The sequence below is a fragment of the Blautia faecicola genome (assembly GCF_004123145.1).
Taxonomy (GTDB): Bacteria; Bacillota; Clostridia; order Lachnospirales; family Lachnospiraceae; genus Oliverpabstia; species Oliverpabstia faecicola.
This window is the reverse complement of record NZ_SDKC01000001.1, coordinates 102,123-116,544: the sequence shown is the minus strand read 5'-3', so window position 1 is coordinate 116,544 and position 14,422 is coordinate 102,123. Positions and strand designations below refer to the sequence as shown.

Sequence of the window (14,422 nt, the reverse complement as noted above, 5' to 3'; positions counted from 1 at the left end):
TTACACGTTCCTCCTTAGAATTTGCTCATTGCTTTTTGAATACGCAGACATTATAGCATGGTAAAGTGTTAAACACAAGAAAAAATTTTCGTTTTTTCGACCTATTTCCTACTTTTTCGCTTGGATTTACGTTTTCTCACACTGTACCCGAAAGTACCGAGCTGCTTTCCTACACCATAGTACGTTCCATGGGAATACACCATCGGGTGTGCGCTGTTCAGATCAAACCGGCCATTTTCATCCATATAATCTTCGTCTGCATGAACAGCAACTACCTGTGCAAGAAACATGTGGTGGGAACCAAGCTTCTCTGTTTTTACGACCTTACACTCGATATTCACCGGTGACTCCCCGATCATTCCACAGTTCACCTGGGAGGCTTCCACACAGGTCAGTTTCATCTCTTTGAATTTATCCACGTCTTTTCCGGAACGGACACCGCAGTAATCGGTCGCATACGTAAGTGTTTCCGTAGTCAGATTGATCACAAAAACACCGCTCTCTTCGATCATATGATACGAATAGCGCTCCGGCCGCACCGAAATAGATACCATCGGCGGGTTGGTACACACCGTACCTGCCCACGCTACGGTAATGATATTGTCTTTTCCTTCGTTATCCCGCACCGATACCATAACCGCCGGAAGCGGATACAGCATGTTGCCGGGTTTCCACTGTTGTTTCGCCATATATTTTTCCTTTACTGCTGTAATGCATTCATAAACTTCGGAATCAGCTGTTTTTTTCTCGATACCACACCTTCCAGACGACAGGAACTGTCTTCCACTTTCTCTCCGAATGCCTCATATACCAGTCCATCCGATCCCTCTCCGTAACACAGAAGTTCCGTGGACTCCTTGATGATGTTGGTCAGCATGAAGAACACCATCTTGATTCCATGTTTGCCACATTCTTTTTCCATATACGGCATCAGGCGGTCTTTGACCGTCTGCAGTTCTTCCTCGGACATGAAGCTGATCTGTCCCACACCGAATGCCAGGTCATCCACGATAAATTTCTTATAATCCTGATAAAAGATTTCTTCCGGTGTCTTGCTGCTCAGATTGCTTCCGGCACGGAACATTTTATTGGCAAAGCTTTCGATCTCGATCTTGGCGATCTTTGCCAGTTCCTGCGCTGCCTCTTTATCACGTTCCGTACAGGTCGGTGAGCGGAACATCAACGTATCTGACAGGATCGCTGCACACAGAAGTCCGGCGATATTTTCCGGGATCTCCAGGTATTTTTCCGCGTAGATCTCATACATGATAGTTGCGGTACAGCCTACCGGCTGGTTGCGGAACATGATCGGCTGGAAAGTCTCCAGTGAACCGATTCTGTGATGATCCAGGATCTCCAGGATCTCTGCCTCTTCGATATTGTCAACCGCCTGGGATCTCTCGTTATGATCAACCAGGATCAGCTGCTTTTTCTTGATACTCATGAAGTTTCGACGGGAAACGGTACCGATGTATTTTCCACGGGTGTTGACCACCGGGAATGCACGGTAACGGGTCTTCGTCATGATATCTTTGATCTTATCGGTAAAATCATCACTCCGGAAGATCACCAGATTGTCTTTTTTCATAAAATACTTGATCGGAATACTCTGGTGGATCAGGCGGGCAACGGTGAACGAATCGTACGGTGTGGAAATGATCACCTGATTTCTCTCCTCTGCCAGTTTCTGGATCGTTTTTCCGACTTTCGCTCCCAGACACACGATCAGGCAGCTTGCGTTTGCTTCGATCGCACACAGCTGATCTTCCGCACGGTTCCCGAGAATAACCAGATCGTCTTCATCGATAAAACTCTCCATCGTATCCGGCTGGGAGAGTCCCATGACTACTTTTCCCTTGATAAAGTATCCGTGTTCATTTCCCACGATGATCTGTCCGTCCACGGTATCCGCGATGCTCCGGTACTGGGTACGCGCCTGGGCAAGCAATGTGTTATCGTAAGCATCCATATAGGATTTCGCGATATCTCCGGTGGTGATCAGGCCTTCCACTTTTCCTTCTTTGTCCGTGATCGGCAGCGTTACCGCGTTATGCTCCTGCATCAGTTTCCATGCCCGTTTGACCGACATGCTGTTTGCCGCTCCCGGTGTCTCGTGAAGATCCATGTCTTTCACCTGAGTTCCTACATCCGGCAGATAACCGGGTGCCGGCACATGAAAATATTTCAGTACAAATTCTGTTTCTTCGTTGATCTGTCCGGCTCTCTTCGCCACATACGTTCCCTTCGTTGTTCGATTCTTGATGTCGGCATATGCGATCGCAGAACAGATCGAATCCGTGTCTGGATTCTTGTGTCCGATGACATAAATTTTATTATCTTTTCTCACAAATAATCCCCTAACTGTTGTTCCCGGCATCTATCAGATACTTCTTCTGTTTTCTGCCGGGATCTGCTTGGTCTATAATTTTCTGCTTTTCATATTAGCATACTTAAAAAAAATCAGCAAACAGATTTGATCGGTTTTTATGTACTATTCCCCGTACACCGATCCGGTATGTGCCTGATTTATGCCTGAATCCTTCTATTTTCTGTTGCCAGATTTCGTGAAACAACGCTATAATAGAGACAGCAAATTCGGTACAAAGAAAGGATGAACACAAATGGCAGAAGAAGACAAAGTAACACCGGTTACCGAAGAGGCAACTTTGATGGCAGATTATGAGAAGGAGCTGGAGGCTTCTTTTAAAAAGATCGAAGAGGGCGATATGATCACCGGTACAGTGATCGCTGTGGACGAAGAAGAAATTACACTGGATCTTCGCTATTATACAGAAGGAATCATCAAAGTTTCCGATTACAGCAGAGAACCTGGATTTATGGTAAAAGAAGAAGTTCATGTGGGCGATGAAGTCACAGCCACCGTGATCGGCAGAGACAATCGCCGCGGCTGTATCCTGTTATCCAGCGTGGAAGCCAACGATGTGCTGGCATGGGACAAACTGCGTCAGTTAAAAGAAGACAAAACCGTGCTGAACGTTACCGTAAAAGGCATCGTCAATGCAGGTGTCATCGCATACGTGGAAGGAATCCGTGGATTTATCCCGGCTTCCAAACTTTCCCTGAACTATGTGGAAGATCTGAACGAATACCTGAACAAAGAGATCCCGGTACAGGTTTTTGATGTCGTAGAAGAGGACAACCGTCTGATCCTCTCCGCAAGAGAACTGCTGAGAGAAAAAGCGGATGAAGAAAGACGCGCAAAAGTATCCAACGTGGAAGTTGGTCTTGTGACAGAGGGAACCGTAGAAAGCCTGCAGCCATACGGCGCTTTCGTCAATCTCGGAAACGGTCTCACCGGTCTGGTTCACATCTCCCAGATCAGCGAAAAACGGATCAAACATCCGTCCGCAGTTCTGGCAGTCGGCGATAAAGTAAAAGTGAAAGTTATCGCTGTCAAAGACGGAAAACTGAGTCTCAGCATGAAAGCACTGCAGGATGTGGCTGCACAGGAGATCGAGGAAGAGGTTTATGAACTTCCGGAGACAGAAGAAGCTACTACTACACTTGGCTCTCTGTTTGCAAATATCAAATTATCATAAGTTCTGTCAAACCACGGTATTTCTGTAAATCTTCATGACAGATATCTGATCGTATCATCCCGTGAATTCCCGGGGAAATTATTTTCCGGTGGAATTTACGGGATTTTTTTCTCATTTTCCAAAAAAGTAGTTGTATTTTCCTGATAAAGTGTATATTATAATATCATAATGTAGTTTCAAAAACTACATAACAGAGTTTTTAATTTCATTTGAGATAGGAGTTGATCATATGACATTCAAATTAAAAGATCCCGGAAGTGCAATTACTCATTTTATTGGTATGATGATGGCTTTGCTTGCAACCATCCCTCTGTTGGTCAAAGCAGCCCGAGAACCGGACTGGCTGCACCTGATCGCATTATCTGTATTTGCTCTCAGTATGTTTCTTTTATATACTGCAAGTACCACCTACCATTCACTGGATATCAGTGCAAAGGTAAACCGACGGCTGCAGAAAGTGGATCATATGATGATCTTCGTTCTGATCGCAGGAAGTTACACACCGATCTGCCTGATCGCTCTGAAAGGTCACACCGGAAAGCTGTTATGTATCCTGGTATGGAGCGTGGCACTGGTTGGAATCATCGTGAAAGCCTGCTGGATCACCTGCCCGAAGTGGTTTTCTTCCGTGATCTACATCGGCATGGGATGGCTGTGTGTGCTGGCATTCTCCCAGATCTTTCACGCACTGTCCAAACCGGCTTTCGGATGGCTTCTCGCAGGAGGCATTATCTATACGATCGGCGGTATTATTTATGCACTGAAAGTGCCGATTTTCAATGCAAAGCATAAAAATTTCGGCTCCCATGAGATTTTCCATCTGTTCGTGATGGGCGGAAGTGCATGCCACTTTGTGACGATGTTTATGCTGGCGTAATATGAGCGGGCATGCGTGGGTGTCATGCACTATAAAACTGTAAAATCTTCAAAAACCAAAAATCAATATGTTGCAAGAAAACACTCCGGACATGGCTAAGAAAAGTCATATCCGGAGTACTTTTATTTCCATTTCCCCGATACATTTTTCCAAACGAGTCAAATTTTCCCCATAAAGAAAGACTGTACCCGAACTGTGAAACTTTCAGGTACAGCCTTATTATACAACTTGTCTTTTTGATATGAAAATTGTTTTTTGTTGTTTTTGTATTTCCTGATCTCAGGTGAATTTTGCCGGGTTAAATCCGGGAACCGCCTGTTCCCAGCTGGTTTTTTGGATCAGTGGAAAGGCAAATCTGGTGTAGGTCATATAATATCGGGTGTCCATGTATTTGAATACATCATACGCCTGTTTTTTGGTGTACGCTGTTTCGAGTGCACCCGGTTTGCAGGTCCACAGTCCCAGATAAAATCCCTGTGCCGTCTCCACGCTGTGATCCACCTGACGGTGTACCACAAAGGAATCCACCATATCATTTGCCTCCGCAAGATAATAGCCGTAGGCAATCGCTGCCGCCTGCACATCCTGTTTTTCATTTCCGTTGGAAACCGAGGTGAATCCGCACTCTGATAAAATGATCCTTCTTCCCTCTCCGTAATTTTTCTTTACATAATCGGTAAAATACGACAGATTTGCCATCGTAATGATCGGCGAATTCTCGCTGTCGATCACATTCAGCGTTTTATTCCAGAAATCAGACTGTAATTCCGGTGACGGGTACGGGTGAAACGCAATCATCCAGTCCGGGATCCCTTTGGTCTTCATCAGCTGTGCAAAACAATCCAGAACTGCCTTGCTTGTATAGCAGTTGGCTCTGCGGTTATACGTCCAGGTGTGATCGATCGACATATAGATCCGTCCGTTGGTATACGCATGTTTGACACTGTTATACAGCACCTGATAAGCCTGCGCATAATATTCCATGTACTGGTCAAAACTGATATTTCCGCAGTAGTGATAATCCTTCCATGCATTGACTTCATTTCCGCAGACCCAGTTCACCACACCCATATCCGGCGCCGTATACCGTCTTGCCAGGAAAGAGCAGATTGCCTCAAGATGTTTTCTTCCCTCCGTCTCCACGGTATTCCAGCCATACAGATTGTATCCGTAGGTTCTTGCTCCCGGCAGGATCAGATCCTGTTTCTGATAATCCCACTGCAACACGATAACCGCCGTAATGACCATGCCATTGTTATGAAGTTCTTTGATCTGCCGGTCCAGTTCATGAATATATGTCGTATTCATATAATATGTTTTTCCTTCATACACATATTCGATTCCGCTGCCGGCTGCCGCCGAATTCAGCACGATGTTGATCACCGCATGTTTCACACCAAGGCTTGCAGCATCATCCACCATTCCGTCCTTCACCTGCAATCCCTTCTTCGTCGCCGTTGTCGGGAACCGATAGTTGTACAGGGTATCCGGCATCACAACCGTACTGTCCACCCAGGCACCGTTGGAGTTTACATAATAATTATCAATCCAGGTATTTGCCGCCATGCTGCAATTCGGATAAAAATAATACCAGGTTCCTCCGATCACCTGCCAGCCGGTCAGTGCTGCACCGTTTGGATTCAGGTAATACCAGCTTCCGCTCTGCGCCAGCCAGCCGGTCTGCATCGCTCCGCTTCCATTGGAATAATACCAGGTTCCATGGATCTGATACCAGCCGGTCTGCATCGCTCCGCTCGTCGGATCCAGGCAGTACCAGGTTCTGTTCAGGCAGATCCATCCGGTATACATCGCTCCACTGTCCGTCAGATAATACCAGACATTTCCCAGTCGCAGCCAGCCTCCGGACTGCATCCTGCCGCTGCCATCGAAATAATACCAGTTCCCGCCGATCTTTGACCATCCGATCTGCATGGCTCCGTTCTGCGGGTTCAGATAGTACCACGTTCCTCCCTGGTTCAGCCATCCGGTATGCATTGATCCACTGTTGGTCAGATAATACCAGCTGCCACCATGCCGGAGCCAGCCGTTCGCCATCATCGCTCCGCTTCCGTCCGAATAATACCAGACGCCGTTTACCTGATACCAGCCGGTATGCATCGCTCCTGATTCAGCGTCCAGGTAATACCAGGTTCCCCGGTTCTGCTTCCAGCCTCTTGCGATTGCTCCGCTCGGCTGAACCCAGTACCAGTTTCCCCTGATCTGTTTCCACCCGTTCCCCGAGAGCATCCGTCCTGCGGCATCCGTATAGTATAACGTTCCACTGCTATCCTGAAAAAATCCGGTTTTCATGCTTCCATCTGCCGGATCCAGATAGTACCAGCTTCTCTGGATCTGTTTCCAGCCGGTCACCGGACTGCCATTCTCGATGTAGTACCACGTTTCGTTTTCCTTCTGCCAGCCATCCCGGATCTGATAGCGGTTTCCATTTCCATCGTAGGTGTACCGGATCCCGTCGACCTCGAATGTTCCTGCCTGACTTTTTCCCTGTGCGTCCAGATAGAAATAGCCTTCTTCATTCTGCATCGGTCCTGCATGATTCTGCGGATTTTCCAGCAGACCATCTGCATTTGCAAAATACCAGACAGTCGGATCTTCTCCGGGGTGCACCCAGGTGTCCGTGAGATACCTTCCCTGTTCCGGGTGTGCATTTTCTTTGGTATCATCCAACTCATAGAAATAATAATATGTTCCTGCTGCCAGCTTTCCTTCCGTGTTCTGTTCGGAAATGACAGGCGTCTCTTCGGTGATCTCCGCACTTCCCTTTGCCAGAACCGGCTGCCATACCTCTTCTCCATCCGGATCTTCTTCCTGCACCCGGTATATTTTTATGTAATAAATTCCATCTTCCAGTGCATAGACACCCGGGCTGCACAGACTTTCCTCGTTGTTTTCATCCACAGACCATAACTGCCATCCAATATCGGGGGCGTATTTCCAGGTGTATGATGTCTGTTCCCGGTCTTCGTTTTCCGAATTATTTTCTGTGTATTCTGTATTCTCCTGTGCCTGTCCCTCTGGCAGATTTTCCTGCTCCTCAGACGGTGGTTCCGTTTCCTGTACCTGCTGTGTCTCCTGCCCTTCTTCTGCAACGGTTTCTGTCTGTACTTCATTTTCCGCCGCCACGGTTACGGGCGTCTGAAAAGCCAGCAGTGCCGCAAGTCCAAGCGCCAGCAGGCGATGTCCTCTCTTTCTCATTCCTTCCTCTCCCTCTTATAAGATCAGCTTTTCTTTCTCTTTTCTCGACAGCTGTTTGATCTCCCACTCGCGCCGCATGGCTTCCTCTTTCGTCTCAAAAGCCTCGTAGTACGCAAGCGTTACCGGCAGACGAGCCCTTGTGTATTTTGCACCTTTTCCCTCGTTATGGGTTTTCAGGCGCTTCGCCATATCGTTCGTCCATCCGGTGTAGTATGTGCCGTCGCTGCACTTTAAGATATATGTATAATTCATTCTGTTCACTTCCCGTTCTCTATTATACACATCCTTCCTCTAAAAAGGAACCACAAAGAACACGATCTGATATAATCCCGGTAATCCGAGATATCATAGCCGTTGTCATCGTTCGGTGATTTAAAACACGGGCACAGTACAACAGCAAAATCCGCCTGTCCGAAGCAGGACTTCAGACAGACGGATCTTTCTATTCTGTCACCGTCTCGATATAGATCATCGGGTCGATGGGGTTGCCGTCTTTGGTCATGGCGAAATACAGGTTGGCGCCCTCTTTGACGTAATATTTTGTCGGGTCACTGACGTAGCCAAGGATAGTTCCGCTCTCCACGGTCTGTCCCGGTTCTACGGTGATGTCTTTCAGCTGACCGTAGGTTGCCTGATAGCCGTTTCCGAGATCCATGACCATAGTAGTTCCGGTCTCGACATCTTCGCTGATGGAAACCACCTGACCGTTTGCTGCTGCCTGCACCGGCTCACCGCTTTCGCAGCCAAGCATCAGGGCATCGTTATATTTGTACTGATCCAGTGTCGGAAAATATGTGGTGGCATCCATGCTGTAATCGATCACCACCTGACCGTTGACCGGCCAGAGCATCTGGCTGTCCTCTGTAAAGTTCAGTTCCGGCTGTACGGCTGCGGATGTATCGGCAGATTCCTGGGTTTCTGTGGTTTCCTGGGTATTTTCTCCTTCCTGTGTTGGAGGGATCGCATTGTCCGGGTTATCCTGATTCATGGTCGGCGACGGAGTCGCTTCCTGATTTTCTGTGGTATTCTTTGCCAATTCTCCGGTATCTTGTGCCTCAGCATCTTTGCTCGTCACATCTTTGCTGTCTTCCTCCTGCATCGCCTGTTCCTGCTGTGCTTTGCTTTCCTTTTTCGGTGTCGTATCCGTCCGGTACATGGAGATCCCCGCTGCAACCACGGTCAGAAGCAGCGCACCGGTAACTGCCATACGCAATGTCTTTTCTTTTTTCATCATCTTCACCTCTGCTATTCTATACTAAAGAACAAAACCAGTAACCGTCCCCGTCAGTCCCAGTTACTCATCCAGATTCTTTATCTATAGAATTCCCTTCTTTGAGGGAAGTATACACAAAATTTTCTCAGGATTTTTTCGTTTTCACCTCACACTCCGGAAAATAATACCGTAGGATCTCCTGATACGATTTCCCTTCTTTTGCCAGCACATTTCCCCCATACTGCGAAAGTCCCAGCCCGTGCCCCTGTCCCTTGCATAAAAAGCGGATTTTCCTATCTGCTGCCTGCATCGTAAAATTACTCGACGGCAGTTCCAGAAGCTGGCGAAATTCTTCCCCCGAGATCGTCTTATTTCCCACTGTCAAGGATAAAATGTATCCCACTTTGTCCCGTTTATGCATATTTATCTGTTTTTCCAGTGGTTCCTCCGTAAATACCAGCCCGGGATACGCTTTTTCCAGCTGTTCCCGCAACGCTTCTTCCGAAAAATAATGGCCGCTCAGATAACCGTCCCCATACATATCCCAGTTGCTGTCCACACTGAGAAGATACCCTTTCTCCATCTTTCCAAACACTTCCAGTCCGTCACGGGTCGCGCCGCTGCTGATCCGGTGGAACACACCCTCGCAGACCTTCGACTGATAAAAAAGCATCTCCCCCTCGGTCTCTTTGACTGCTGCCTCCATACTCCGATATGCCTGCTGATACCCCTTCTGACGCTGCGCTGCTTTCGCTTCCTTCCACAGTTTTTCCCACGCTTCCCCGTCCATTCCCTCCTCTTCTATACGCAAATACAGGCTGCTCCTTGTAAGAACAGCCTGTACTTTTTTCATCTCCTCCTCATACTCCCAGGGAATTTCCCTGCACATCAGCATGGGGAGAACCGATTCCATATTCCATTGTTTTTTTATGCGCAACGCCTCTCTGCCCGACAGGAAAACCGTCAGAAGCAGGGGAAGCAACAGAAAAATCCCCGCCACTGCCAGGATCATACGAAGTTTTTCTTTCATATTTTCACCGACTGCCCGATGTCTTTTTCCTAGTTTATGAAGTTTGATACGCTTTCATGTATTTCCACCAGAATCTTTTCTGTTTCGGCATCTGTATCCAGAACTGCTGCTCCAGACTCTCATAAAACTGATAACACTGCGCCCGCTCCTGCTTCGTCAGCCGATCCGGCCCAAACGTCGCCCGCTCTGCCAGTTCCACGATCGCTGTATATGCCCCCTCTTCCATCCACGGCAGATTCTTTTCTGTCTGTCGGGCAAATTTCCGGTCATCTTTCTGATCCGGGATTTCCTGCAGTACACCTGCTTCTTTTGCATCCTGAAGGATCTGATAGATCGCATAGGAAATCTCACAGATTCCCCTGTTGATATTTTTCTGGAAAAAGCGGCGGTTTCGCTCCTGCAATACCCGTTTTCTGTGAAGAACCACCATGCCAACACTGCCGCCGGCCAGTCCGGCAAGCATCAGCAGCACCACAAAAATCTTCAGAAGAACGCGCCCGATTCCCGCGAGTTTCTGTCCGCCGGATCCATTTTCGATGTTTGTCTCCTGTTCTGATGTTCCCTGACCATTTTCGCCTTCCGGCGTTACCGTTGTCCCGCCCTGCTCCGGCTGTGGTGTTTCCGTAAGTTCCGGTGTTGCCTCTTCCGTCTGTTCCTCAGTCGGCTCCGGTGTCGGCGTACTCTCTTCGCCATTCTCCCCCGGATCTGTATTTGCATCGCTGCTATCCTGATAGCCCGGTGTCACTTCTACCGGGATCCAGCCTTTTCCGGCACGGTAGACTTCCACCCACGCATGTGCCTGCGTATCCGGTATCTGTGCCGTATAGCCATCTCCGTCTTCCGTAAAATCCTCCGGTGTCACCACATAGCCGGTCACATATCTCGCCGGTACGCCAAGCAGACGGAACATCAGCGTTGCCGTCGTCGCATAATGGATACAGTATCCTTTTTTCTGATCAAAGAAAAAATACTCCGCAAAATCTTGCCCCGCCGGAACCTGTTCCAGATCCATACTGTAGGTACGTCCTTCCTGCACATCCCGTACCACAAAATCGATAACTTCCTGCACGGACTGCAGATCCTGCTGCCCGCAGTAAGCCCGCAGCCGATCCAGTCCTTCCACCGGAACTTTCAGATATTCCTTCGCCACATACTCCCGGTAAGCGCTCTCGATCTCCGATTCCGCCTCTTTCGAAGGCTGTGGATCCATCCACTCTATCCAGTTTACATAACCCTGATACGAGATCTCTTTTCCGGCACTGGCATAACAGCCGTCCGCCTGCACATTTCCATCGTCCGGCACTGCACAGCCGTAAGGAATATATCCATAATCGCCACCCGGATGTTTTCTGGTGACCGTTACGGTTCCTTCTTCTTCCGAAGACCGGGAACCGATGTAGCGGTACAGGATATTCTGTACCTGCCATCCGCTGTCCGCCTCGGAAAATGCATCTGCAAAATCGTTCCGGTTCACCGCACTCCAGGAATTTCCCTGATACACACCGCCGGTAAATCCCCGCAGATACATATTGTGTGCCGGTTTCCCGGAAGTATGTACCGTGAGATCAATCTCATCTTTCTGTTCTACCGGATAATTGTTCAGACTGCCGTCTGCCGTCGGATTATGGTTGCCAAACAATCCATTCTGGCTTTCTAACGCACGGGAAATCTGGCTGGTCTTTTTCTGTACATTCTGATACAGCCATTCGTTCCATCCTTTTGTCTGATCGTTCAGCAGGGAGCCGGTATATCCTGCCAGAAGGGACAGGCAAAGAAGCAGTCCGCCCGCCCACAGACCGGAGCGGTACAGAATCCGCTGGTTACTTACGCCACGGATCTGCCCCATGGAAAGCAATGCCAGCAGAGATCCTCCGATCAGAAAGATTCCCGGATGCAGGAACCGGCAGCCACACAGCAGTTCCAGCAGCACGATCAGAATCTCCGAAGCCAGAAAAAGTCCTGTTCGTCCCTTTCGGGTCACTGCTGTCTCCATACTCCAGAAAAACAATGTAAATATCAGCAGCAACAGCAGTTCTCCTCGTTCCCCGGTAAGTAACGGTGTCTTCTCCGCCAGCGTTACTCCGTAATACACTGACAGCTGACGGCGGATCCCGTTTTCCACTGCCTGCCAGCCAGCCGCCAGATGTTTCCATCCGAAACCGCAGATGAGAAAGAGCACAAGATACGCCCCCTGGTATACCCGTCTTCCCCACGGTCGCCAGATGTTTTTCAGTATTGCAAGCAGCGCAAACACCAGCAAACCACCGGCTACCGGAAGCACCCGGAATTTCAGTCCCAGATCCAGTCTCAGTGTGAGGATCGTTCCCACCAGACACAGATACAGGTAAAAACAGCGCAACAGTACCCCATATTTTTGCTGCCGCCTTCCAGATTCAATCTTTAATTTTTTCTCCCCTGTCACCTGGATCCCCGCAGGATGCCAGTCTTCTACCTGTCGTTTCATACGCTGATCCCCTCTGTCTCAAGTCCGGCGCGTGTCAGTTTTCCTTTCAGGATTCCGTCTGCCCACCACTGACCGTCTGTGGTAATCCGCAGACAGACACGATATCCGTCCTGCGGATAAGAATGTTGATAAACTTCTTCCAGAAGAATCTCTTCCCCGTAAGGTCCTGCCTGAAACAGCCGTGACGTCAGCAGATACAGATCTTCCGACTCCCGGATCTCCATCTGTTCCATACTCTGTGTCCGGCAGTTATACCACGCCGCCCGCGGCGGATACTCCTGATCCAAAAAACCCTGCAAAATAGCAAGTCCGTATTCCACTGCCTGATCCAGAAAAACCATTCCCGCATCTTCCGCCACCCAAAGATCAAAAAGTACCAGTGCTCCCGATCCGATCGGCATGCTGTAATCTTTTACCATCAGCTGACTGGTACGGGCACTGGCTTTCCAGTGGATGCGCTGCATCCGATCCCCTTCCCGGTATTCCCGGATCTGAAAGATCTGGGACGGATCATCACCCGGTCGCTTTTCATCGTATTCTTCACTGTCGATCAGCTGCTCCCGGATCTGTGATGTGATTTCTACCACAGCGGCATAATACTCCGGAAGTACGGAAAGTTCCTCTTTTCCATCTACCCTGATCTTCTTTCCAAACAGATGAAACAGATCCCATATTTTCGCCTGTTCCACCCATAACGCAACCGGCCCGCACTGACTACTGGTAATGGCTGTCGTCAGGCGGGTCGTTCCTCTCCCATCAGCCATTCCCTGAAAAGTTACTTCTTTTTCCGGCTGATAAAATCTGTTCTGTATCTTTATTTTCGCTTCCAGCCGGGACACTGGGATGCGGCTCTTATTTTCAATCCGCACCCCCACGTTGACCGGCTGCTCTTTTTCGGCAACCCCGATGGGAAGATAGATCTGTGCCTTCATATGTGCCGCAGTCCATAATAGCAGGATAACCGATACGACCGGCAGCACCACTTCCATCAGACACAGGCCGAGAAGCATGGGACTGTCATACAGGATCGCCAGATACAGTGTGACCACCAGCAGTCCGAAATATAATAGTTTGTTTTTCATTTTTTCACCACAGAAGGTTTCGTTGTTCCCTCCAGAATATCTTTCAGTACCTGTTCAGCAGTTACCCGATTGACTCTTGCCTTTCCGTTTAACTGGATCCGGTGCGCTTCCACATCGATAAATACGTCCTCGATATCCACCGGAAGTACATAATTTCTTCCCCGCAGATATGCAAGCGCCTGTACCATTCTCGCCAGTGCGATCGTCCCTCTCGGACTGATTCCCAGTTCGATCAGTGCATGCGTTCTTGTGGCATTGACCAGTTTCCCGATATACTGATAGACTGCATCGTGAATATAAATTTTATGGATCTCATCCTGCAGCCGCAGAAGTTCTGCTCCGTTCATCACCGGTTCTACCAGATCCAGCGGATCGGTTGTGATCTTGCCTTTTACGATCTCCAGCTCATATTTCATATCCGGGTACCCGATGTGCATACAGATCATAAAACGGTCGAGCTGCGACTGCGGCAGCATGGAGGTTCCGGCACTTCCCACCGGATTCTGTGTCGCGATGACCACGAACGGCTTCGGCAGTTCATGCGTGACCTGATCCACCGTTACCTTCCCCTCTTCCATGACTTCCAGAAGCGCTGCCTGCGTCTTTGGTGAGGTACGGTTGATCTCATCCGCCAGAAGCAGATTGCACATAACAGCTCCCGGCTGATACACAAATGTACCGGTTGCTTTCTGATATAAGGAAAATCCTGTCACATCTCCCGGCAGCACATCCGGTGTAAACTGGATACGGTTCTGTTCGAGATGCAGGGCTTTGGAAAAAGCCAGTGCCAGCGTGGTTTTTCCCACTCCCGGCACATCTTCGATCAGAATATGTCCCCCTGCAAGAATCGCAGTCATTGCTTTTATGATGCAGTCATCCTTTCCGATGACTGCTTTTTTGATTTCCTGTATCGCCCGGATCGCCGGACTCTCTGTCTGCTTCATCTTTTTCTCCCCTTTTCTTTCTGTAACCGTTTCGTA

The 14,422-nt window shown here is 48.8% G+C and carries 11 protein-coding genes; 2 read left to right on the top strand and 9 right to left on the bottom strand.

What is annotated here, in order from left to right:
• Window positions 1-101: 101 nt before the first annotated feature.
• A complete protein-coding gene (locus ETP43_RS00425; protein ID WP_129256736.1) occupies window positions 102-689 on the bottom strand; it encodes a flavin reductase family protein in 588 nt (195 codons plus the stop codon).
• A gap of 11 nt (window positions 690-700) precedes the next feature.
• Complete coding sequence (locus tag ETP43_RS00420) at window positions 701-2,347, bottom strand: putative manganese-dependent inorganic diphosphatase (RefSeq protein WP_129256735.1); 1,647 nt, start codon at window positions 2,345-2,347, stop codon at window positions 701-703.
• Between the two features lie 274 nt (window positions 2,348-2,621).
• On the opposite strand from ETP43_RS00420, the gene ETP43_RS00415 reads away from it, so the two are divergent.
• On the top strand, window positions 2,622-3,560 hold the full coding sequence (locus ETP43_RS00415) for a S1 RNA-binding domain-containing protein (protein WP_243114141.1): 939 nt from the start codon (window positions 2,622-2,624) through the stop codon (window positions 3,558-3,560).
• A gap of 229 nt (window positions 3,561-3,789) precedes the next feature.
• Window positions 3,790-4,437 (top strand): PAQR family membrane homeostasis protein TrhA, encoded by a 648-nt coding sequence (gene trhA / locus ETP43_RS00410; protein WP_022399619.1) that lies wholly within the window; start codon window positions 3,790-3,792, stop codon window positions 4,435-4,437.
• 279 nt (window positions 4,438-4,716) lie between these two features.
• Here the strand turns inward: trhA and ETP43_RS00405 are convergent, their stop codons facing one another.
• The 7 genes from ETP43_RS00405 to ETP43_RS00370 all read right to left on the bottom strand — a co-directional run bounded on the left by ETP43_RS00405 (window position 4,717) and on the right by ETP43_RS00370 (window position 14,386).
• Complete coding sequence (locus ETP43_RS00405; RefSeq protein WP_129256734.1) at window positions 4,717-7,653, bottom strand: DUF5722 domain-containing protein; 2,937 nt, start codon at window positions 7,651-7,653, stop codon at window positions 4,717-4,719.
• A gap of 15 nt (window positions 7,654-7,668) precedes the next feature.
• Window positions 7,669-7,905 (bottom strand): GIY-YIG nuclease family protein, encoded by a 237-nt coding sequence (locus ETP43_RS00400; RefSeq protein ID WP_022399617.1) that lies wholly within the window; start codon window positions 7,903-7,905, stop codon window positions 7,669-7,671.
• Window positions 7,906-8,095: 190 nt separating this feature from the next.
• Window positions 8,096-8,887 (bottom strand): M23 family metallopeptidase, encoded by a 792-nt coding sequence (locus tag ETP43_RS00390; protein WP_243114140.1) that lies wholly within the window; start codon window positions 8,885-8,887, stop codon window positions 8,096-8,098.
• Between the two features lie 124 nt (window positions 8,888-9,011).
• Entirely contained in the window at window positions 9,012-9,896 is an 885-nt protein-coding gene (locus ETP43_RS00385; protein ID WP_129256733.1) for a SpoIID/LytB domain-containing protein, read from the bottom strand.
• Between the two features lie 34 nt (window positions 9,897-9,930).
• The gene (locus tag ETP43_RS00380; protein ID WP_129256732.1) at window positions 9,931-12,360 is read right to left on the bottom strand and encodes a transglutaminase-like domain-containing protein; all 2,430 of its coding nucleotides are present in this window, start codon (window positions 12,358-12,360) and stop codon (window positions 9,931-9,933) included.
• Window positions 12,357-13,442: a DUF58 domain-containing protein gene (locus ETP43_RS00375; protein ID WP_129256731.1), complete on the bottom strand. Its 1,086-nt coding sequence runs from the start codon at window positions 13,440-13,442 to the stop codon at window positions 12,357-12,359. Before ETP43_RS00375 ends, ETP43_RS00380 begins: the two co-directional genes overlap by 4 nt.
• Window positions 13,439-14,386: an AAA family ATPase gene (locus tag ETP43_RS00370; RefSeq protein WP_129256730.1), complete on the bottom strand. Its 948-nt coding sequence runs from the start codon at window positions 14,384-14,386 to the stop codon at window positions 13,439-13,441. The genes ETP43_RS00375 and ETP43_RS00370 overlap by 4 nt, the downstream gene beginning before the upstream one ends.
• Window positions 14,387-14,422 lie beyond the last annotated feature (36 nt).